The sequence below is a fragment of the Ruegeria sp. ANG-S4 genome (assembly GCF_000814005.1).
Classification (GTDB): Bacteria; Pseudomonadota; Alphaproteobacteria; order Rhodobacterales; family Rhodobacteraceae; genus Ruegeria.
This window is the reverse complement of sequence record NZ_JWLK01000004.1, coordinates 78,116-99,961: the sequence shown is the minus strand read 5'-3', so window position 1 is coordinate 99,961 and position 21,846 is coordinate 78,116. Positions and strand designations below refer to the sequence as shown.

Sequence of the window (21,846 nt, the reverse complement as noted above, 5' to 3'; positions counted from 1 at the left end):
TGGTTGAAGTGTATCGCGCTGACAGCAAATGGCAAAAGCGATGAGCGGACAAAACCCTGTGAAACCGTCGCCGAATGGTCTGGCGGCATCAGTCAAGGCGGCCAATTCGGCGGGTTTACCGCCTTTGGATCAATGGAATCCCCCGTTTTGCGGCGATCTGGACATCCGGATCGCAAAAGATGGCACCTGGACATATTTAGGGTCGCCGATCACCCGCTTCGAGTTGGTAAAGCTATTTTCCTCAATTCTTAAGAAAGAAGACGGCAAATATTACCTCGTCACCCCGGTCGAAAAGGTGGGAATCACCGTCGACGACGCGCCATTCATCGCCGTCGACTTTGACCAAGCTGGAACCGTCGAAGATCAGACACTGACTTTCACCACACACGTCGGCGACACAACCATTGCCGGACCAGACTTTCCAATTCGAATTGTCATCGATCCAGAAACAAACGAGCCATCGACCTATGTATTGGTTCGCGCCAATCTTGAAGCCCGCTTGGACCGCAAAACCTTTTATCGTCTGGTGGACATTGGCACGGATCACGGCGACTGGTTTGGGGTCTGGTCGGGTGGAGCGTTTTTCCGCCTGATCCCATCGGATCAGATGCAGGCCGACTAGGACACCTGACGCACACCGCGGTCCTGTGCCAGAATGACGGCAAAGGCAACGATGCCAGCCCCCAACGCCCGGGTCCAATTCCAGTCCTCGCCCAAGACCACCATGATGACCATTACGTAGAATGGCGCGACGTTGATGTGGAACGACGACAACGCCACCCCCAATCGACCAACCGATGAAATGAACAGAACCTGGCTCAGACCCATCGAGATCAACGCATAAATCACCAGCATCCCGGCTTGTTGGGCGTCAACCGCGGTCGTCGGCATGACATCCATGCCAAGCTGAGCCGACACGAAGACCAGCAACGCGGCCATGCCGAGCCCACCGATAAAGGTGATGGTCGTGCGTCCGGTTTGGCTGAGTTCGGGAAAATCCCGAGCCGTTGCCATGCTGGCCCAGCAGAACAACGCCGTGGATGCGACCGCGCACACCGCACCCAGCCCCAATTGCGCCGGTGCCAACGCGCTGGTGGCAATCAGACCCCCAACAATCGATACAACCACGCCCAGCGCAAAGTTCCAACGCAAGCGGCGCGTCCCCGCTGCAAGTTCAAGCAGTGCCGCCACCAACGGCGCACATGACGCAATAATGGCGACTGTCACCGGATCGGTCAGTTTTTGCGCCAGAATTAGCAGGAACATGCCTGATCCCAGAGCGACTCCACCAACGACCATTGCATGACCCCAGCGGGCCGAAAGCACCCGGCGGGGACCGTCCATCAAAACCCAAATCGGAACCATGACGGCCACTGCGAGGGCCAGTCTTGCCGCCAACAGCGCGACAGGCGGCCAGGTCTGCAGCAGGATTTCAGCGGCCGGAAAGCCTGCGGCCCAGGTCAACATCGAGGCCACCGCCAATCCGTTGCCGGACAGGGCAGAACCCCGCTTGCCAGACAATCCGATTGTCGTCCCGCGTGCGGGATCAGGGCTCATCGCCATAACGTTCAGACCTTTTGTTGGAACGGCACGAAGAAATGATTCGCCGTATTGATGGCACTCTCCCTGAATCCGGTGGGTCGTTCTGGTCGATTTTCGACAATCTGTCGTTTTTCGTCCCTTTCACATAATTCGACCTGTGACTACGCTCCGCACAACGATCACAAAGGCCGCTCATGCCCAGATTTGCTGCGAACATTTCTCTGCTCTTTTCCGAGCTTCCCTACCTCGACCGGTTTGCAGCTGCTGCGGCATCAGGGTTCACCGCGGTCGAAATCCTGTTTCCTTACGATCTTGCCGCCAAAGAGACACGGAGGGCCCTTTTGGCCAATGGGTTGGATCTGGTGCTGATCAACGCGCCGCCGCCCAATTACACCGGGGGTCAACCGGGGTATGCCGCCGTGCCCGGCGGCGAGGCGCGTTTTCGATCGGACATCCGGCGCGTCCTGCGATATGCCAAGGCGCTGCGCCCGGATGTGATCCACGTGATGTCAGGTGCGGCTTCGGGACCCGTAGCTTTCGAGACGATGGTGCAGAACCTGCAATGGGCCGCCGATCTGGCGCCGGCCCAATGCTTCACGATCGAACCACTCAACCCCGTGTCACAACCGGGCTATTTCATGAACGACTACGAACTGGCGGCCGAGGTCCTGGAGCGTGCAAACCGCCCCAACCTCGGGCTGCAATACGACAGTTTCCACGCGGAAATGATCCACGGCGACGCCCTTGCCGTGTGGGACCGCCATCAAGCAAAAGTCGTACATGCGCAGATCGGGGCCGCGCCTGACCGGTCCGAACCGGGGCGGGGCAAAGTCGATTTTGCTCAGCTGTTTCAGACAATGGACGACAGCGGCTATACCGGATGGGTGAGCGCAGAATATGTACCGTCGACCGGACAGACCGCCGCCTCGCTCCATTGGCGAACAGGCTGGTAACAGCATCCTTATTGGAAAAACGCTCTGAAATGACGCACATTGCGGGCGCCCGGATTGCAAGGATGCCCGATATGGTCCCAGCCCGTTATGAAAACGCCCTGTTTGGCCTGCTCATGTCTGGTCTGATGTCCTGCATCGTGACGGGGATCACCACCGTCAAAGCGGTTGGGTTGGGCGCAAATGCGCTGGGTGACTGGATTGAATCGTGGATCTTCTGCTGGCCGATCGCATTTATCGTCATTCTGATCCTCAGCCCATCGGTCAAACGGCTGGTCGCGCGACTGGTCAGGCCGCAGGACTGACCCGCTGCGAAGCGGGCCCGGCCGGCCTGATGCGCTGCGCGGCTAGTGCGCCTCGGCCCAGTTGGCCCCTTGCCCTGCATCCACGCTCAGCTTCACATCCAGCTTCACTGCCGGGTCCGACGCATTCTCCATCACGTCGCGGGCAACGCCGACCAGCGGATCGACTGCATCCTCGGCGACTTCAAAAAGCAATTCGTCATGCACCTGCAACAGCATCTTCGCAGGCATTCCGTTGATCGACTCCGGCATCCGCACCATCGCGCGCCGGATCACATCCGCCGCTGTGCCCTGGATCGGTGCGTTGATTGCAGCGCGGCGCGAGAATCCAGCATGCGGACCCTTGGCATTGATCTCGGGCGTATGGATTTTCCGCCCGAACAGGGTCTGCACATAGCCATGCTCCTTTGCAAAAGCGATCGTGTCGTCCATGTATTTCCGAATGCCCGGGAAGCGCTCGAAGTACCGGTCGATGAACCCCTGTGCCTCGGCCCTCGGAATGCGCAGGTTGCGCGCCAGACCAAAGCCTGAGATGCCGTAGATCACACCAAAATTGATCGCCTTGGCCTGACGACGAATATCGGGCGTCATTTCGTCCAGCGGCACATCAAACATCTCGGATGCGGTCATGGCGTGAATGTCCAAACCGTCCGCAAAAGCCTGTTTCAGGGTCGGAATATCGGCGATATGCGCCAGTATCCGCAGTTCAATTTGGCTATAGTCCAAACTGACCAGCACATTCCCCGGTTCGGCGATAAACGCCTCGCGGATGCGCCGCCCCTCCTCGGTTCGTACAGGGATGTTCTGAAGGTTCGGATCGGTCGAGGCCAAACGGCCCGTGTTGGCCCCGGTGATCGAATAGGACGTATGCACACGGCCCGTATCCGGGTTGATATGGGTCTGCAGCGCATCGGTGTAGGTCGATTTCAGCTTGCTGAGTTGCCGCCAGTCCAGCACCCGACGCGGCAGCTCATGTTCGGTTGCCAAGTCTTCTAGCACATCAGCACCGGTCGAGTATTTCCCCGTTTTGCCCTTTTTCCCGCCTTCCAGACCCATCTTGTCGAACAGGATCTCACCCAGCTGCGCCGGAGAGCCCACGTTGAAATTCTCACCGGCCAGTTCGTGAATTTCAGCCTCTAACCCGGCCATTTTCTGGGCAAAGGCATTGGACATGCGGCTCAGTACGTCGCGGTCAACCTTGATGCCATGCATCTCCATCTCGGTCAGAACCGGCACCAGCGGACGTTCCAGCGTCTCGTAAACCGTCGTCACCTGCACCTGATGAAGTTGCGGCTTGAACAGCTTCCACAGGCGTAGGGTGATGTCCGCATCCTCGGCGGCATAGGCGGTCGCCTCGTCAATCGGCACCTTGTCGAACGTGATCGCCGACTTACCCGACCCGAGCAGCGGCTTGATCGGGATCGGTGTATGGCCCAGGTAACGCTCCGAGAGCGTATCCATGCCGTGCCCGTGTTCACCGCCATGCATGGCGTAGGACATCAGCATCGTATCGTCGATTGGTGCTACATCGATGCCGTAACGCCGGAATATCTTGGCGTCATACTTCATGTTCTGCCCGATCTTGAGGATCGACGGATCCTCGAACATCGGTTTCAGCAAGGTTAGAGCCTCATCAAGTGGCATTTGCCCTTCGGCCAGCGCATCCGAACCAAACAGATCATCCGATGATCCGTCGCGATGGGTCAGCGGGATGTAACAGGCCTCACCCGCCTCTACGCAAAGAGATATGCCCACCAGATCGGCGATCATCTCGTTCAGGCCCGTGGTCTCGGTATCCACCGCGATCCAGCCGCGTTCATAGGCCTGATCGATCCATTTCTGCAAAGCAGCCGTATCCCGGACACATTCGTATTTCGATGCATCAAACGGCATCGCTTCGGCTGCTGGCTCTGCCTCTGCGGTGGGAGCCTCGGGGATCACCGGCGACTCGAAGCCCAATTTGTCCGCAATGCGCTTTGTAAGCGTGCGGAATTCCATCTCGGCCAGAAAGCTCATCAAAGTGTCCGGCTCGGGATCCCTGACTTCAAGATCGTCCAGCGTGAAGTCCAGCGGCGTGTTCTCGTCCAGTTGCACAAGCTTTTTCGACAGTTCGATCTGATCGCGCTTTTCGATCAGCGTTTGGCGGCGTTTGGGCTGTTTGATTTCTTCCGCGCGGTCCAGAAGTGTTTCCAGGTCGCCATATTCGTTGATCAGCAATGCCGCTGTTTTTACCCCGATGCCCGGCGCGCCCGGCACGTTGTCCACACTGTCGCCTGCCAAAGCCTGCACATCGACCACGCGTTCCGGCCCGACGCCAAACTTTTCCACCACGCCATCGCGGTCGATGCGCTTGTTCTTCATGGCGTCCAGCATCTCAACACCGCCGCCAACAAGTTGCATCAGGTCCTTGTCGGAACTGACGATGGTCACGCGTCCCCCTGCATCCCGCGCCTGAACCGCCAATGTGGCAATGATGTCATCGGCCTCATAACCTTCCAGTTCCTTGCAGGCAATGTTGAACGCCTTTGTTGCCTCGCGGGTCAACGGCATCTGCGGGCGCAGGTCCTCTGGCATCGCTTCGCGGTTGGCTTTGTAGAGGTCATAGAGGTCATTGCGGAACGTGTGCGACCCTTTGTCGAAGATCACGGCAACATGGGTCGGCGCGTCCAGCCCGTCATTTCCTTCGACGTACTTTTGCAGCATGTTGCAAAAGCCGGAAACGGCCCCGATCGGAAGCCCGTCCGATTTGCGCGTCAGCGGCGGCAGCGCGTGGTATGCCCGAAAGATAAAGGCCGATCCGTCGATCAGATGCAGGTGACATCCTTTTCCGAAACTGCTCATGCACGCTCTCCCTGTCGGTCAGGGACGGTTCTGCCACAGGGCAGAACCAGAGGCCAGTCCAGAACGTGCGCTAGCCGCCGAAGAGGCCCGAGAAGGTTTCCGTGAAGAAATCGGAAAAGCTGTTCAGCAACGCCATGATGACCAGAACGCCGAGGAAGGCCACAAAAGCCCAGGCGAAGAACTGAAACAGGATCGCACCGATGCCCACCGCAATACCAGCGATGGCTGGGCGCGTTCTTTCGTGACGCAGAAGCCCGACAACGGACAGGATGATGGCAAGCCCACCCAGCATGGCAACGCCGATTTTCAGAATGTCATCCAGATCGCGGGCCGGTGCAACGGGTTCAGGCTGTTCCAGTCCGGCTGCGGCGCGCAAGGTGGATTTACCGATCTCGGCCGCAAGTTCACCCAGCGAAACGCCAGCGGATTGCTGCGGCGCGAACGGCCCCGCCCAGAACACAAAAAGCGCGGCCAGCAGCGCAATCGCAGCAGCACAAAACCCAACCCATCCGAATATGGGGGCAGCAGAATGGTCAGCAGTCGCGTCGGTCATCGGTCCTATCCGCTAATTCGCGCGGTCAGATACCTACAGAAACAGGGCAGGAATTGGGCAACTCCGCTTCAATCGGCGTATCAGCTTTGTTCTGTGCTTTTCAGAACATACCGGCAATCGCAATACGGGCACTCGACCCAGCCGGTATCTTCGGGGATCTGCAACCAAACGCGCGGATGGCCCAACGCGCCTTCGCCACCATCGCAGGCGACTCGGGTGGTTTCCACAATCTTGGTTTCCGGCGCTTCGATTGTCACGGCTGGCGATCCTTCACTGGTTGTCGGCCTCGCGGGCATGCATTAGGTGCGTTTATGAGCGATGAGCAAACAAGGGGCAAGAGCCACATGGCCGATGCGGCGATCAGGATCGAAAGGCTGCGCAAGACCTATAGGGGCGGCAAGGGACAGCCTGAAAAGCAGGCCCTCAAAGGCATTGACCTGACCGTGCCTCGCGGATCGGTTTTCGGGTTGCTTGGGCCAAACGGTGCAGGCAAATCAACGCTGATCAACATATTGGCGGGTCTGGTGGTGAAAACGGCCGGGCAGGTTTCGATCTGGGGGTTCGATCAGGATCAGCACTCGCGCCAGTCCCGCGCAGCCATTGGCGTTATGCCGCAGGAACTGAACCTCGATCCTTTCTTTACGCCGCGTGGAGCGTTGGAAGTTCAGGCCGGCCTTTACGGCGTGCCCAAGGCGCAGCGGCGCAGCGACGAAATTCTGGAACTGGTCGGCCTCAGCGACAAAGCCGAGGCTTATGCCCGCACGTTGTCCGGCGGGATGCGGCGGCGCTTGTTGCTGGCCAAGGCGCTGGTGCACCGCCCCAAGATTTTGGTGCTGGATGAGCCTACCGCCGGTGTGGATATCGAATTGCGCCAGATGCTTTGGTCGAATGTGCGCAAATTGAACCAGCAGGGCATGACCATCATCCTGACCACGCATTATCTGGAAGAAGCACAGGAAATGTGTGACGAGATTGCCATTATCAACCACGGCGAAAAGATCACGCAGGACAGTACGGCCAATTTGCTGGGGCGCATGGACAGCCGCACCATGGTCATCATGCCCGACAGCCCGGTCGCCGAACTGCCCGTCACGGCAGGCGTCGAGGCCGCGCTACGCGATGACGGCAGCCTGATGCTGCAATATCGCAGCACCCAGACCAGCGCCGAGCAGGTTCTGGAATCCGTGCGCGCGGCAAACATCCGTATCCGCGACGTTCGAACCGAGGAAGCCGACCTGGAAGACGTCTTCCTTGCGCTGACATCTTCGCGCGCGGATGATCCACCGGCGAACGATCAGGATCAACCGCGTCGCGGGATGCATCGCGTCAAGCTTTAAGCCCGGTCAATCCGCGCCTGATAGCAGTTGTTCCGCGCGGATCGGACATGGATGTAGGCGACATCCGGTCTGGCAAAGATATCGCTGACTTTGGCGCTGATTTCTTCCGTCGGCGTGACCGCACCGGTGCCATAGACGATCCGATCATCCGCGCCATAGCCCTTGATCAGATAATCAGGGGACGAGGTCAGAACCTCGGGCATCGCGTCGCCTTCGTACCGGGTACAAGGCGCGGCACACAGAAAGATCGGTCCGGTTTCGGCGTATGGATGTGGCTCCGAAAAAGGGCGATGTGCCAGTATCAGCATCTCTTCGCCTTCGGGAATGTTCTGAAGGCAATGACGGCAGGGGTTGCCGGTGCCCTTGGAAATGGCTCGCTCTGGCACGGCACCATAAGCATCGGGTCCGCCTGCCTGAAGGGCGCGCACCTCATCTGTTGGTAGGGCGATGATTTTGAACATATCGGGTCTCCTTTCTCTGTGACTATGTCCACTGCTTTTCACTCAAGCGACCCGTTTTCTGCGCAAAGGACTCGAAAAAGAACAAAACGTGAATATAATAGTGACTCGCCATGTATGCCGAGCTGTCGATCACATCGAACTTCACCTTCCTCACCGGGGCCTCGCACCCCGAGGAATACATGGAGCGTGCCGTGACCCTGGGCCTGCCCGCGATCGCAATTGCCGACGACAACTCGGTCGCCGGGATCGTCCGCGCCCATACCCAAGGGCGCGAAATCGCCCGCAAGGTCCGCGAACGGCTGGAGTGGGAAACGCAGAATACGCACATAGGCCCGCCCTGCCCCGATCACATCCCCAAACCGCCTTCGTATCCGATTCACGCGGTGCCGCGCCTGATCCCGGCAGCCCGGCTGATCTTTACCGACGCGCCCAGTGTCACCGCCCTGCCCCTGAACCGGCAGGGCTGGGGGAACCTGTGCCGCATCCTGTCCGAGGGTCGCCTGCGCGCCGAGAAGGGCGACTGCATCCTGCACTTGTCCGACCTTCTGGAATTCTCCGACGGTCTCCACCTGCTGCTTTGGCCACAAACGACCCGCTCGCCGGGCGGCGCGGATGCATGGCGGACACAGGCGCAACAGTTGACGCGCCGCTTTGCCGGACGGATGCATCTGTTGATGCATCCCCGGTATGATGGCGCAGATAACGCGTATTTCTCCGTGTTAGAGGCTGAATCAAGGCAACTCGGCGTTCCCACGCTCGCCAGCGCCGCACCGATGATGCATCACGGTGCCCGCCGCAAGCTGGCAGACGTCGTGACCGCCATTCGCCTGCGCCGCAAGGTTGACGAGTTGGGCCGCGAGGCGCTGGCCAATGGCGAACAACGCCTGCGGTCCGAGGCCGAGATGCTGCGCATCTTCAAGGGCCATGAAGGGGCCGTCGCCCGGGCGCATGAACTTAGTGGGCAGCTGACATTTTCGCTTAATGAGCTGCGATATGAATACCCCAGCGAAGGCAGTGAGCAGGAAACCCCGACCGAACGTCTGCACCGATTGGCGCATGAGGGGCTGAATTGGCGCTATCCCGCGGGCGCGTCTGAAAAGGCGAAAAAGATGCTGGCGCATGAGCTTGCCCTGATCGGAAAACTCAAATACGAACCCTACTTCCTCACCGTCCGCGACATCGTCAAATTCGCCCGCTCGCGCAATATTCTCTGCCAGGGGCGCGGGTCAGCGGCCAACTCCGTCGTCTGCTACTGCCTTGGTATCACCGAGGTCAGCCCCGAATTGGGCACGATGGTCTTCGAACGCTTCGTCTCCGAGGCACGCGACGAACCACCTGACATCGACGTGGATTTCGAACATGAACGCCGCGAAGAGGTGATCCAGCACATCTATGAACGTTATGGCCGGGAACGCGCGGGCCTGTGTGCCACGGTGGTGCATTACCGGGGCAAGCGCGCCATCCGCGAGGTGGGCCGCGCCATGGGTCTGACCGAAGACACAATCTCGGCGCTCTCGTCGCAGCTTTGGGGGTTCTTCTCGACCGTCGGACTCGAGGCGCACCGGATGCGCGAGATTGGCCTGGACCCCGAGGACCGGCGTCTGAAACAGACTCTGACACTGGTATATGAAATTGATGGCTTCCCCCGCCATCTCTCGCAACATGTGGGCGGATTCATCATAACCGAGGGGCGATTGGACGAACTCGTCCCGATTGAAAACGCCACGATGGAGGACCGCACGGTCATCTGCTGGGACAAGGATGACATCGACAGTCTGGGCATCCTCAAGGTCGATGTGCTCAGCCTTGGGATGCTGACATGCATCCGCAAGGCGTTCGACCTGATCGGCCAGCATCACCAGACCAGCTATACGCTCGCCACCCTGCCACCCGAGGATCCGGCGATCTATGACATGCTGTGTAAGGCGGACTCGGTCGGCGTGTTTCAGGTCGAAAGCCGGGCGCAGATGAACTTCCTGCCCCGGATGCGACCGCGCAATTTCTACGATCTGGTGATCGAGGTCGCCATTATCCGCCCCGGCCCCATTCAGGGTGACATGGTTCACCCCTATATCCGCCGCCGGAACGGAGAGGAGGAGGTCAGCTTTCCCTCGGACGAGTTGGGCGAGGTACTGGGCAAGACGCTGGGCGTGCCGCTGTTTCAGGAACAGGCGATGCAGATCGCGATTGTCGGCGCAGGTTTCACTCCGGAACAAGCGGACCGGCTGCGGCGGTCGCTGGCGACGTTCAAGAAACATGGCAATGTCAGCGAATTCCGGGCGTTATTCCTGCGCGGCATGAAACGCAACGGGTATGAACAGGATTTCGCGGAACGCTGTTTTTCGCAGATTGAAGGCTTCGGCTCTTACGGCTTTCCAGAAAGCCATGCGGCCAGCTTTGCGCTGCTGGTCTATGCCTCGGCCTGGATCAAGTGCCACCATCCCGGCATCTTTGCCTGCGCGCTGCTGAATTCGCAACCAATGGGGTTCTACGCCCCCGCCCAGATCGTGCGCGATGCGCGCGAACACGGGGTACAGGTGCGCCCGGTCTGCATCAACGCCAGCTTCTGGGACAATGTGATGGAGCCTGATGGCCATGGCGGGCTAGCCTTGCGGCTGGGCTTTCGCCAGATCAAGGGGTTGAGCGAAGAGGATGCCAGTTGGCTGACCGCCGCGCGCGGCAACGGGTATCATCAGGTCGACGATGTCTGGCGTCGGGCGGGCCTCAGTCCGTCGGTCATCGAACGGCTGGCCGAGGCCGATGCCTTTGCCGCCTGCAACCTGACCCGGCGCGAGGCGCTGTGGCAGGCCAAGGCGATTGCCACCGCCAAGCCGCTGCCGCTGTTCTCGCAGGATCTGGAGGGTGAGGCGCTGGATGAGCCCGAAGCCTATCTGCCACAGATGACCCTGGGCGAGCAGGTGGTCGAAGATTACGTCGCCACCCGCCTCAGCCTGCGGGCGCATCCCGTAGCCCTGCTGCGGCATATCCTGACACCCGCGCCACGCGACAAAAGCACCTCTGTTGCATGACAGCTGAAAGGGGTATTGCCCTTGCTCAGAGCCGGTTCCGAGACTGCAATGACCAAACCAAACCTTCCGCCGCGCTTCCCAGCGACACCAGAGCTGATCAAAGCTCAGGTCAGCGCCTTTTATGCCCGCGTCCGCACAGACGACGTGCTGGGCCCGGTCTTTGCCAACCATGTCGATGACTGGCCCGCACATGAGGAAAAGATCGCCACTTTCTGGCGCAACGCCATCCTGTTCGAACGCAGCTATGACGGCAATCCACAGCGGGTTCATATCGAACGGACGGACGTAAAGCCCGAATTCTTCGCCCATTGGCTGGATCTGTTCGACGAGGTCGCCACAGATACACTGCCACCCGAGACCGCAATTCCGTGGGTTGCACTGGCGCGCCGCATCGGGGCAGGCATGAAGGCCGGCGTTCAATCTGCCCGCCAACCCAAGGACGCGCCACCCGTCCTGCGTTGACCTCCGGTCATGGCGGCTTTGCAATGTTAGCGGTAAAATAGGGGCTATGCGCCCTGACAAAATGGGTTTACTCAGAACCCCGACAGCCCCTTCGCGCTGCACCGGCATAGAGCCACCACACCGACACATGATCCGAGGCCATTGGCATGAGCACTCAGAACACCACCCTGCGGGGACTTGGCTTTGCGTTTCTGGGCTTTGCCGTCTTTGCCAGCCACGATGCGCTGATCAAAGTGCTCGGCGGAACGTACTCGGTGATGCAGATCATCTTTTTTGCCACGCTGTTTTCCTTTGTCCCGATGGCCGTCACCATCCTGACCGACAGGACCACCGGAAACTTTCTGCCTCATCACCCGTGGCTTGTCTTGCTACGGTCGGGCCTGATGGTCACCGCAATGTCCTGCGCGTTTTACGCTTTTTCGGTCCTGCCGCTGGCCGAGGTCTATTCGTTGCTTTTCTCGTTCCCGCTGATCGTCACGGTCTTGTCGATCCCAATTCTGGGCGAGGTTGTCCGTATCCAGCGCTGGGCCGCCGTTGGCGTGGGGTTGATTGGCGTGCTGATCGTCCTGCGGCCCGGCGCGACGGACATCACATCAGGCCACCTTGCCGCCCTGGCCGCCGCGTTTTGCAGCGCCTTTGCATCGGTCCTTGTGCGCAAAATCGGCAATGAAGAGCGTTCTGCGGTGCTGATCCTCTATCCAATGCTTCTGGCCATTGCGGTCATGAGCCTCGCCCAACCTGCTGTTTACCAACCGCCAACACTTTTTCATCTGGCAATGATGGCTCTGGTCGGAGTGTTCTCGGTCGTGGCGCAGCACCTGATCATCCTGGCCTACCGCGCCGCGCCTGCAGGGGTCGTTGCCCCCAGCCAGTACAGCCAGATCATCTGGGCCACGATCTTCGGCGCGGTGTTTTTTGGTGAAAGGCCGGATGTCTGGGTTGCCGTCGGTGCAAGTATCATCATCGCCTCGGGCGTCTTTGTGGTCTGGCGCGAGGCCCGGTCAAACGCTTCTGCCAATACGCCGGTCCTTCGGGTTCGATCGCCGCGTGCCGATACAGGGGCCACACGGCCGGGGGCGTAACTTCCAATCTGCAAGAACCATCACCTTGTTTGAATACGATTGTTTTTAGCGATCTTTCAAACGAATCTTGTAACCGCCATTTACGCCTTTTTCTTCAAACTTGCCTGTTGCACGCACAAGATCGCTCAGCTTTGAAAAACCATAAGACCGGGGATCGAAGTCAGTATAAATTTTGCCGAGCTGGCTACCAACTTGCCCGAGTCTCACCCACCCATCCGGTTCGTCAGTACCCTGAATCACGTTGCGAATGACTTGGAAGGCGTGGTTTAAATCTTGCCTCGACTTTGAGCTTGCAGCCTTTTGGGTCTGCGACGAGTCGGTTTGGGCCTTTTCGATGTTTTCGATATAGATGAACTTGTTGCATGCCGCCACGAACGCTTTGGGTGTCTTGCGTTCTCCGATGCCGTACACGTCCATCCCCTGCTCTTGAATGCGACTGGCGAGACGCGTGAAATCACTGTCGGAAGACACCAAGACAAAACCGCCAAAACGACCGGAATGCAGAATATCCATCGCATCAATCACCAATGTGATATCGGAGGCGTTTTTTCCGGCGGTGTTTGTAAACTGCTGTTGGGGAACAATGGCATATTCAGCCAAAGACTTGGGGTTCCACCCTTGCGGCGAACCCTTGGAAAAATCTCCGTAAATCCGTCTTAACCCGGCCTCGCCCAATGTGGCGATTTCTTCAAAAATCTCGGCTGCGTTTTTCGCGGGCACATTGTCCGCATCAATCAGAACCGCAAGGCGGTCCGTATTCCTTGTCGTCACTTCAATCCCTCAACCTGAAATAGTATTCTCAGAGAGGAATGTAACAACGAAAGGGGCGGGAAAAAGCCCGCCCCAAGCGTTTTTCGAAATTTTATCAGTAGACTACGACAGACCGGATGCTTTCGCCACGATGCATCAGATCGAAACCTTCGTTGATGTCATCCAGACCCATTGTGTGGGTGATCATCGGGTCGATCTCGATCTTACCTTCCATGTACCAGTCCACGATCTTGGGCACGTCGGTCCGGCCACGGGCGCCACCAAAGGCAGTACCGCGCCAGGACCGTCCGGTGACCAGTTGGAACGGACGGGTCGAAATCTCGGCACCAGCGGGAGCCACCCCGATGATGATCGATTCACCCCAGCCCTTGTGGGCTGATTCCAGCGCGTCGCGCATCACGCCCACGTTGCCGGTGGCGTCAAACGTGTAATCCGCGCCGCCCTTGGTCAGGTTGACCAGATAAGGCACCAGATCGCCTTCGACCTCCTTCGGATTCACAAAGTCGGTCATGCCAAAGGCTGTGGCCATGTTGACCTTTGATGGATTCAGGTCGACACCAACGATCTGATCCGCGCCAGCAAGGCGCAGGCCCTGAATCACGTTCAGGCCAATGCCACCCAGACCGAACACAATGGCTCGGCTGCCGATTTCGACCTTGGCGGTGTTGATCACCGCACCGATACCTGTCGTGACGCCGCAACCGATGTAGCAGATCTTGTCGAACGGCGCATCCTCACGCACCTTTGCCAGTGCGATTTCCGGCAGAACCGTATGGTTCGAGAAAGTGGAACACCCCATGTAGTGCAGGATCGGATCGCCATCCAACGTCGAGAACCGAGACGTTCCGTCGGGCATCAGCCCCTTGCCCTGCGTCTCGCGGATCGCCTGACACAGGTTGGTTTTGGGATGCAGGCAGTATTCGCACTCGCGACATTCCGGCGTGTAAAGCGGGATCACATGATCGCCGGGCTTCAGGCTGGTCACGCCTTCGCCGACCTCAAGCACCACGCCTGCACCCTCGTGGCCCAGAATAGCCGGGAAAAGACCTTCGGGGTCAGCCCCCGACAGGGTGAACTCATCGGTGTGGCAGATGCCGGTGGCCTTGATCTCGACCAGAACCTCTCCCGCCTTCGGGCCCTCCAGGTTCACGTCCATCACTTCCAAAGGTTTGCCCGCCTGAACGGCGACGGCGGCACGGGTACGCATGGTGTTTGTCTCCCTGTCACTTTTGTCTCGACCCTGCGTCAAATACAGGGTGTTTTCAACTGCGCTTTCATGGCAGGCTGGCTAAATATTTGATATTGCAGAAACGACATTGTCAGAATGAGGAACGCCAATGCACCGTTTTTTACCGATCCTGGTCCTGTCGGCGGCCTGCGCAGACACCAGCATTCCTCAGGATGTGGCCGCGGCGTCCGGGGATGCGCCGGTGGATTTGGCGTTTTGCAAGGGTGAGTCCTTTGCCGACTCGGTAGGTCAGCCCGTATCGACCATTGAAGCCGACCTTCCGGAACGGTCGCGCGTTCTGGGACCCGATGACATCGCTACACAGGATTACCGGATCGACCGGCTGAACGTCTATGTGAACGGTGCAGGGATCATTCAGCGGCTCACCTGCGGGTAAAGCCAGACTCGACTCGGGGCATGATTCTCATTTAAGAACAAAATAAGAACATTCTGATGTCTGCCCAATGCCGAAACGTCGCATACTTTCCCTGTGGTTCCCGCGTCTGGGGGCTGAACGGCTGGTCCGCGCCGCGCGGGGCCTGCAGGATGGTCCTTTGGCCGTGGTGGCTGAGCAGTCGAACATGCAGGTCGTTACCTCGCTGAACGCCGAGGCTCAGGCCGCCGGTCTGCGCGTGGGTCAGCCGGTGCGTGATGCCCACGCCATGTGTGCCAGCCTGATGACCCGCCCGCGCAATGCCCCGGCCGAAGCCGCATTCCTGACCGCACTGCGTCGCTGGGCCGGCAAATTCAGCCCGTGGGTGGCCGAAGAGGCTCCGGACGGGCTGATTGTCGACCTGTCGGGCTGCGCCCATCTGTTTGGCGGCGAAGAGACGTTGCTGAGCGTTCTCGAAACCGACTGCGCCGATATGGGTCTGAGCGTACAGATGGGTATCGCCGACACATTGGGCGCGGCCTGGGCGCTGGCGCGCTATGCAGGGCAAAAAGCCACTTCTGATCGTAATGGCGACGCCATCAGCCAAGAGGCGCGGGCCACCCGCGCCCGCGCAGGCAAGCGGCGGCACTGGACCAAGGGCGGGGCCGCACCGCAAGTGGTGGCGCTGGGCGGTGGCGCGCGGATTGCTGCGCCGGGGCAATCCTATGGCGCACTCAGTCCCCTGCCGATTGCGGCGCTACGGCTTGACGATCAGGTGGTTGCACAATTGAACCGTCTGGGTCTGCGCCGGATCGGCGATCTGCTGGGGCAACCGCGCGCCTCGCTGGCGCGGCGGTTTGGGCGGGGATTGGTGTTGCGGCTTGATCAGGCGATGGGCAGCGCGCCCGAGCCGGTCTCACCCGCCCGCCCACCGCATCACTTTGCGGTGCGGATGACCTTGCCCAATCCGATCGGTCTGATCGAAGACGTGATGGCCGCTATCGACCGGGTATTGCCAACGCTGTGCGCCAAGCTGGAAGAGAAAGGCCGTGGCGTGCGCACATTGCGGCTTGAGGCGCATCGCGCCGATCAGGCGGCAGAGATTATCGAAGTCGGGCTGGCGCGTCCAACCTATGATAAAAACCGTATTCGCCCTTTGTTAGAGATGAAAATCGATAAAATCGACGCCGGCTACGGCATCGATATGCTGCGGCTGGAAGCAGTTCAGACCGAACCCATCCACGCCCGCACGATGGCCGGTCATGCCGAGGCCCGACAGGTGGCCCGCAATCGCCTTGAAGGTAATACAGCCGTGGATGACCTGATCGGAAAGCTGGGGGCCCGCGTAGGGCTGGAGGTAATCACGCGGCACCATCCGGCAGCTTCGCATATCCCCGAGAAGACGGCGCAGACGCTGGCGGCGGCCTGGTCGGAACCAGCCCGCGACTGGCCCGCACCTGCGCGCCCGCGACCCCTACAGATGTGGCAGCCTGAACCGGTAATGGCTCCGGAAACGCCGGATGTGCCCGCCACTTTTCGCTGGCGCGGGCGCGACTGGCAACTGGCGCAGGCCACTGGTCCGGAACGTATTGCGCCCGAGTGGTGGCTGGACGACCCCAACTGGCGCAGCGGTGTGCGCGATTACTGGACAGTGGTGACAGAACAGGGCGAGCGGCTGTGGCTGTTTTATGGCCATGGCGGCACCATGTCGGCGGGTTGGTTCTGTCAGGGGCAGTTCGGCTGAAACCCTATTGTTAGGGCCTATTTCCCGCGATAGACCAATATATCGGGCAGATAATCAATCAGGCGGATCACCCAGGAAAACGGAGCCGGGAAATCGGTGCGAAAACGCCGACGTGACATCGCCTTGACCACACGGTCTGCGGCGTCTTCGGGCGTCATCAGCATCGGCATTTTGAAACTGTTCTTTTCCGTCAAGCGGGTCTTGATGAACCCGGGATTGACGATGCGTACCGTTACGCCACTGCCAGCCAGATCATGCCGCATCGTTTCTGCCAACGAAATCAAAGCAGCCTTGCTGGCCCCGTACCCAACCGCAGCCGGTAAACCATGGTAACCCGCCAAAGACCCGATCAGAGTAATGTCCCCACGACCTGCGCGCACGAACCCGGGCACGGATTCACCCAAAACCCGCAGCGCACCGGTGTAGTTTACGTCGCTCATGGCCAGGGCGGCTTGGCTGTTCCACTCTGTCGCACGCATCGGGTCATAAGCACCGGCGTTGTAGACAAGCGCGTCGATTTCCCCGGTTTCAGCAGCGGCATTGCGAACCGAATCCAAATCGGTCACGTCACAACGCACCGCGCGCGCATTCGGCAGCATTTCACAAATCTCGGCAAGGCGGTCAGAATTGCGAGCCGACAGAACCAAATGTGCGCCCTGACGGCTGAGCGCCACGGCCAAAGCACGGCCAAGGCCCTCGCTGGCTCCTATGATCCAGTAGGTTTTCCCGTCAAAGCTGCTCATTGGTGCCCGGTCCAGTCTTGCATGATGCTTTTACGGCTCCAAACCCGCACTGGATCAAACCTCGGGCACTTGGCCCAGTCTCGGACCCAGAAGTCACAGTATAGTACATTGTCAAAAAAGTTCTAACGCGATTGATCCATCTCAGCCTACCCTGCGTATCCTATTGTAAAATGTCACATATCGAGGCTTGAATGTTCGACGAAACCCGGGGCGTACGTAAGAAAATCGCAGTAGTTGGTGCAGGTATCTCTGGTCTGTCGGCAGCGTATTATCTTTCCGAAAAACACGACGTTACAGTATACGAGGCGGAGCCGCGCCTTGGCGGCCACGCGCGCACAGTGATGGCCGGGCGCAACGGTGATCAGCCGGTCGACACCGGATTTATCGTTTTCAATTACGCGACATACCCGTACCTCACGCGGTTGTTCGATGAACTGAATGTTCCGGTCACAAAAAGCGAGATGAGCTTTGGTGCGACAATCGATAATGGGCGGATCGAATACGGCTTGAACAATCTGCGCACGCTCACCGCGCAAAAACGCAACCTCGCCCGCCCCGCCTATTACAAGATGATCGCCGATATTGTTCGGTTTGGCAAAGAAGCCCCGGAAGCCGCCCAAGACGATGACACAACCATCGGCGAACTGGTCGATCAGCTCCGTCTGGGCTATTGGTTCCGCCATAATTACCTGATGCCGATGTGCGGCGCGATCTGGTCAACTCCGATTGAATTCGTGGATCAGTTCCCGGCCCGGTCGCTTGTGCAGTTCTTCCGCAACCACGCATTGCTGGCCAGCGGGCGCGCCAATCAACACCAGTGGTATACGGTCAAAGGTGGCAGCATCGAATATGTGCGCCGGATCGAGGCCGCATTGAGCAATCGTGGATGCGATATCCGGGTGGCTGCGCCCGTCGATGCCGTCGAACGGCATGATCTGGGCGTGACCGTCACAAGCGCAGGGCGCGCCGATCTGTTTGACGAAATCATTTTGGCCACGCATTCCGATCAGACGCTGTCGATCCTGGGCGAAAACGCCACCAAAGACGAAAAAGACGCACTGGCTGCAATCAGATACCAACCCAACACGGCCGTGTTGCACTGTGATCCTGCACAAATGCCGCGCCGCCGCGCCTGCTGGTCCAGTTGGACCTATAGGTCGCAAAAGGGCAATGTTGGGGTCACATACTGGATGAACCGCCTTCAGAACATTCCGGACAGTGACCCGCTGTTTGTCAGCCTGAACGCGTCATCAGAAATTCCCGCGGAAAAAATCTATGATCAGGTCGAATTTGCCCATCCCGTATTCGACAAAGCCGCCCTGAAAGCACAAGGGCAAATCCGCGCGATGCAGGGACAGAACCGAACCTGGTTTGCCGGTGCCTATAACAGGCACGGCTTTCACGAAGACGGAATTGCCAGTGCGATGCATGTTGTCGATCGCATCAACGGCAGCCCGCAAGACCTCGGAGTTCACAATGGCACTCTTGAAAAAGACCCGGCCATCGCTGTCCCGGCCGAATAGACGAACATGGCGCGCCGCGCTTTTTTCCTTGACCCTGCTGGTCCCAAGCGGGCTGGCAGCCTCGCCGCTGTCAGACGAATTGAAAGATCCTCAGTTGCTCGGAAGCGCGACATTCCGCTACTTGGGTCTGCCGATATACGACGCAAAGCTGTATACGCCCGGTGGGACGCAATTCAGCTGGAGCGAGGATTTCGGGCTTCAGTTGACGTATCGCAAGAATCTAAAGCAAAAAGCCTTGGTTGAATCGACGCTGGATGAAATCAAGCGGCAGGGCAATCAGGCTCCGACACAGGCGCAGTTGGAACAGTGTTTCAAGGCGGTCAGCAAGGGCGACAGCTATCTGGCGATTTCGGAAGGGCCCAACAAGGTCGGTTTCTGGCGCAACGGGGTCAATACCTGCACGCTGTCCAATCCGGGAATCAAGCAGGCCTTCATGTCGATTTTCCTCGGCAACAACACCAGATCCGCCTCGTTCACACGGCAGTTGAAGGGGCAGTGATGCTGTATCCCCGGGTCAGCCTCTATGCGCTGATGCTCGCCGCGGCGGGCATTCCGCTCTACATACACCTGCCCCGGTTTGCTGCCGTCAATCTGGGTATCAGCCTCGGCGTGATCGGCACAGTCTTGTTGGTCATCCGGTTGGTTGACCTGGTGCAGGACCCGCTGATCGGGTGGGCGATTGACCGCTGGCCGGGCGGGCAACTTTTGTTTGCCGCTATGGCGTCCTTTGGATTGGCGGTTGGGTTTCCTCTGCTGTTTTCGTTGCCCGAAGGTGCAAGTGTCGGCACGCTGATCGCCATTCTGATCCTGCTGTTTTCTGCCTATAGCCTTGGCACCATACTGCTGTATGGGCGCAGCGCGACGCTGGCCAAAAGCCCCGACGCGAAGGAACTGATGACGCTGGCCGCGTTCCGCGAAGGCGGTCAATTGACCGGCGTCGTCATTGCAGCCAGCGCCCCGGCGCTGTTCGTCGCGTTGGGGGCCGGCGCGCAGGGTTATCCGGCATTCGGGATGTTTCTGGGCCTTCTGGCGATTCTGACCATCGCACTGACATTTCCGATGTGGCGACGCACGCCCATCACCGGCGACGGCTTGTCTTTTGCCGGATTGGGCCAAGCCGGGGCGCTGCGATTGCTCGCGCTGGCCTTGGTCAACAGCCTGCCGGTTGCCATCACCTCGACCTTGTTTTTGTTTTTTGTCGAAGATCGGTTGCAATTGCCCGGTAAGGCCGGCCCGCTTTTGATCCTGTTCTTTCTGAGCGCAGGTGCAAGCGTGCCGCTCTGGGCCCGTCTCAGCAATCGAATTGGCTCGAAACAGACTCTGATTATTGCGATGCCGCTATCCATCGCCGGTTTCATCGGTGCGGCAATGCTGCCCGCTGGGGAACTGGTCGGCTTCGCCCTGATCTGTCTCGCCTCAGGTGCGGCATTGGGGGCGGATATGGTGGTTCTGCCCGCCATGTTTTCGGTGGTCCTGACACGCGCCGGTCTGAATGCTTCGGCCGCGTTCGGGATCTGGTCGTTTGCCGGCAAGCTGGGCCTTGCCCTGGCGGCCTTTTTCACATTGCCACTGCTCGAACGCAGCGGCTTCACACCCGGTCAGTCAAATTCCGCACAGGCGCTGGAAACTCTCAACCTCGCCTATGCGGTGCTGCCCTGCATCCTCAAACTGGGTGCGTTCGGGATGGTTCTGACCCTACCGACAGAGGTAACCGCGAAATGAACTTTCTTGTTGTCGTCCTGATTGCCATTCTGCTTCTTGTCATCGTCAGGGGACGGTTCCTGAGCTTTCGCGCGCAATCGCCTACGGACTATTCCGCCACAGGCCCCGCGTTTTCCCTGAAAAAACACCTGAACGGGGAAATCCTGTCCGAAGGCCTGATTTACGGCCCGAACGGGAAGGTTTCGAACAGTTTCGTCGCCCGCATGGTTGGTGAATGGGATGGCAACTCGGGCACGCTGGCCGAGTATTTCACCTATTCGAACGGCAAGCAGATGACGCGCAAATGGTATCTGACCTTGGGAACCGGCAACACCTTTATCGCAACGGCCGACGACATCGTCGGAGAGGGCCAAGGCGTGATGTCCGGTTCAACCGTAAAACTGAACTACCGGATCATCCTGCCGCAAGATGCCGGCGGCCACACGCTGGACGTCACGGACTGGATGTACCTGACTGAAAACGGTGCGATCATGAACCGATCTGAAATGCGCAAGTTCGGCATCAAAGTTGCTGAACTGGTTGCCACCATGCGACCGGCGCCCGAGGTCAAGCCGGTGCACCTCAACGGTGCCAATGGCTATGACGCGGATGCAGAGCAAAGGCCACTGCAATGACACTCCGTCGCATCCTGATCGGTGTTGTGGCCATCACCGGACTTGCTGTACTGGCCGCATGTTCGGCAAAGCCGAGGGTCCCCAAAACCTTTTTGTCGGATCGCCAGTTGAACCTGGAAGAGTTCTTTGAAGGCAAGACCGTGGCCTATGGTCAGTTTCAGGACGTGTTGGGCAATGTGCCCCGCCGATTCAAGGTCGATATCGACGGCACTTGGGACGGGGAAACGCTGACGCTGGTTGAAGATTTCGTTTATGACGACGGCGCGACCGAGCAACGTATCTGGTCGCTGACAAAGACCGGAGAGGACACCTGGACCGGGACCGCGCCGGGTGTGCTTGGTACAGCATCCGGCATCGAACGCGGCGACACTTTCAATTGGAAATACAAGATCGACCTGCCTGTCAAAGACGGTACGATGCGTGTCAATTTTGATGACTGGATGTGGTTGCTGTCCGATGATCGGTTGCTGAACAGGGCCTATGTCTCGCGCTATGGAATTCGGCTGGGCGAGGTCATTTTGTATTTTGAGAAGCTCTGAACCCCGCCGGAGCGCGTCGTTGGCCCGGCC

Annotated in this window: 22 protein-coding genes; 14 read left to right on the top strand and 8 right to left on the bottom strand. The window is 59.1% G+C overall.

Annotated features, from left to right (window positions below; translation table 11 throughout):
• Positions 1–40 precede the first annotated feature (40 nt).
• Positions 41–622, top strand: a complete 582-nt coding sequence (locus tag RA28_RS11235; RefSeq protein ID WP_082029822.1) for a DUF1285 domain-containing protein — start codon at positions 41–43, stop codon at positions 620–622.
• Here the strand turns inward: RA28_RS11235 and RA28_RS11230 are convergent.
• A complete protein-coding gene (locus RA28_RS11230; RefSeq protein WP_082029823.1) occupies positions 619–1,557 on the bottom strand; it encodes a DMT family transporter in 939 nt (312 codons plus the stop codon). The genes RA28_RS11235 and RA28_RS11230 overlap by 4 nt on opposite strands.
• A 179-nt stretch (positions 1,558–1,736) precedes the next feature.
• On the opposite strand from RA28_RS11230, the gene RA28_RS11225 reads away from it, so the two are divergent.
• Positions 1,737–2,495: a hydroxypyruvate isomerase family protein gene (locus RA28_RS11225; RefSeq protein ID WP_039528427.1), complete on the top strand. Its 759-nt coding sequence runs from the start codon at positions 1,737–1,739 to the stop codon at positions 2,493–2,495.
• Between the two features lie 29 nt (positions 2,496–2,524).
• Positions 2,525–2,797 (top strand): DUF2798 domain-containing protein, encoded by a 273-nt coding sequence (locus RA28_RS11220; protein ID WP_241481118.1) that lies wholly within the window; start codon positions 2,525–2,527, stop codon positions 2,795–2,797.
• 42 nt (positions 2,798–2,839) lie between these two features.
• Here the strand turns inward: RA28_RS11220 and polA are convergent, their stop codons facing one another.
• The 3 genes from polA to RA28_RS11205 all read right to left on the bottom strand — a co-directional run bounded on the left by polA (position 2,840) and on the right by RA28_RS11205 (position 6,445).
• Entirely contained in the window at positions 2,840–5,635 is a 2,796-nt protein-coding gene (polA, locus tag RA28_RS11215) for a DNA polymerase I (protein ID WP_039528423.1), read from the bottom strand.
• A 70-nt stretch (positions 5,636–5,705) separates the two neighbouring features.
• Positions 5,706–6,188, bottom strand: a complete 483-nt coding sequence (locus RA28_RS11210) for a hypothetical protein (protein ID WP_052261444.1) — start codon at positions 6,186–6,188, stop codon at positions 5,706–5,708.
• An 80-nt stretch (positions 6,189–6,268) separates the two neighbouring features.
• Positions 6,269–6,445, bottom strand: a complete 177-nt coding sequence (locus RA28_RS11205; RefSeq protein ID WP_082029821.1) for a zinc-finger domain-containing protein — start codon at positions 6,443–6,445, stop codon at positions 6,269–6,271.
• A gap of 87 nt (positions 6,446–6,532) precedes the next feature.
• Here RA28_RS11205 and RA28_RS11200 point away from each other — a divergent pair, with 87 nt between their 5' ends.
• Positions 6,533–7,525 carry an ABC transporter ATP-binding protein gene (locus tag RA28_RS11200; RefSeq protein WP_039528416.1) on the top strand — a complete coding sequence of 331 codons (993 nt, stop codon included), beginning with the start codon at positions 6,533–6,535 and terminating at the stop codon, positions 7,523–7,525.
• Here the strand turns inward: RA28_RS11200 and RA28_RS11195 are convergent.
• Positions 7,522–7,986: a DUF1203 domain-containing protein gene (locus RA28_RS11195; protein ID WP_039528413.1), complete on the bottom strand. Its 465-nt coding sequence runs from the start codon at positions 7,984–7,986 to the stop codon at positions 7,522–7,524. The two genes, RA28_RS11200 and RA28_RS11195, sit on opposite strands and share 4 nt — an antisense overlap.
• 110 nt (positions 7,987–8,096) lie before the next feature.
• Here RA28_RS11195 and RA28_RS11190 point away from each other — a divergent pair, with 110 nt between their 5' ends.
• The 3 genes from RA28_RS11190 (at position 8,097) to RA28_RS11180 (ending at position 12,559) form a co-directional block, all read left to right on the top strand.
• A complete protein-coding gene (locus tag RA28_RS11190) occupies positions 8,097–11,015 on the top strand; it encodes an error-prone DNA polymerase (protein ID WP_039528410.1) in 2,919 nt (972 codons plus the stop codon).
• A 48-nt stretch (positions 11,016–11,063) separates the two neighbouring features.
• A complete protein-coding gene (locus RA28_RS11185; protein ID WP_039528407.1) occupies positions 11,064–11,477 on the top strand; it encodes a group III truncated hemoglobin in 414 nt (137 codons plus the stop codon).
• A 146-nt stretch (positions 11,478–11,623) separates the two neighbouring features.
• A complete protein-coding gene (locus tag RA28_RS11180) occupies positions 11,624–12,559 on the top strand; it encodes a DMT family transporter (protein WP_039528402.1) in 936 nt (311 codons plus the stop codon).
• A gap of 45 nt (positions 12,560–12,604) precedes the next feature.
• Here the strand turns inward: RA28_RS11180 and RA28_RS11175 are convergent, their stop codons facing one another.
• On the bottom strand, positions 12,605–13,330 hold the full coding sequence (locus tag RA28_RS11175; RefSeq protein ID WP_039528399.1) for an NYN domain-containing protein: 726 nt from the start codon (positions 13,328–13,330) through the stop codon (positions 12,605–12,607).
• 94 nt (positions 13,331–13,424) lie between these two features.
• Positions 13,425–14,537 (bottom strand): S-(hydroxymethyl)glutathione dehydrogenase/class III alcohol dehydrogenase, encoded by a 1,113-nt coding sequence (locus tag RA28_RS11170; RefSeq protein WP_039528394.1) that lies wholly within the window; start codon positions 14,535–14,537, stop codon positions 13,425–13,427.
• 130 nt (positions 14,538–14,667) lie between these two features.
• On the opposite strand from RA28_RS11170, the gene RA28_RS11165 reads away from it, so the two are divergent.
• Positions 14,668–14,955, top strand: coding sequence for an I78 family peptidase inhibitor (locus tag RA28_RS11165; protein ID WP_039528391.1), 288 nt, complete (start codon positions 14,668–14,670; stop codon positions 14,953–14,955).
• 67 nt (positions 14,956–15,022) lie between these two features.
• Positions 15,023–16,675: a DUF6504 family protein gene (locus RA28_RS11160; RefSeq protein WP_039528388.1), complete on the top strand. Its 1,653-nt coding sequence runs from the start codon at positions 15,023–15,025 to the stop codon at positions 16,673–16,675.
• A 17-nt stretch (positions 16,676–16,692) separates the two neighbouring features.
• Here the strand turns inward: RA28_RS11160 and RA28_RS11155 are convergent, their stop codons facing one another.
• Positions 16,693–17,418, bottom strand: coding sequence for an SDR family NAD(P)-dependent oxidoreductase (locus RA28_RS11155; RefSeq protein WP_039528384.1), 726 nt, complete (start codon positions 17,416–17,418; stop codon positions 16,693–16,695).
• A gap of 191 nt (positions 17,419–17,609) precedes the next feature.
• Here RA28_RS11155 and RA28_RS11150 point away from each other — a divergent pair, with 191 nt between their 5' ends.
• The 5 genes from RA28_RS11150 to RA28_RS11130 are packed head-to-tail and all read left to right on the top strand — an operon-like array spanning position 17,610 to position 21,816.
• Positions 17,610–18,941: an NAD(P)/FAD-dependent oxidoreductase gene (locus RA28_RS11150; protein ID WP_039528381.1), complete on the top strand. Its 1,332-nt coding sequence runs from the start codon at positions 17,610–17,612 to the stop codon at positions 18,939–18,941.
• A complete protein-coding gene (locus tag RA28_RS11145; RefSeq protein WP_039528377.1) occupies positions 18,895–19,440 on the top strand; it encodes a hypothetical protein in 546 nt (181 codons plus the stop codon). The genes RA28_RS11150 and RA28_RS11145 overlap by 47 nt, the downstream gene beginning before the upstream one ends.
• Positions 19,440–20,663: an MFS transporter gene (locus tag RA28_RS11140; protein WP_039528371.1), complete on the top strand. Its 1,224-nt coding sequence runs from the start codon at positions 19,440–19,442 to the stop codon at positions 20,661–20,663. The genes RA28_RS11145 and RA28_RS11140 overlap by 1 nt, the downstream gene beginning before the upstream one ends.
• Entirely contained in the window at positions 20,660–21,277 is a 618-nt protein-coding gene (locus RA28_RS11135; protein ID WP_039528367.1) for a DUF3833 domain-containing protein, read from the top strand. The genes RA28_RS11140 and RA28_RS11135 overlap by 4 nt, the downstream gene beginning before the upstream one ends.
• On the top strand, positions 21,274–21,816 hold the full coding sequence (locus tag RA28_RS11130) for a DUF3833 domain-containing protein (RefSeq protein WP_039528364.1): 543 nt from the start codon (positions 21,274–21,276) through the stop codon (positions 21,814–21,816). Before RA28_RS11135 ends, RA28_RS11130 begins: the two co-directional genes overlap by 4 nt.
• The last annotated feature ends 30 nt before the right edge of the window (positions 21,817–21,846 follow it).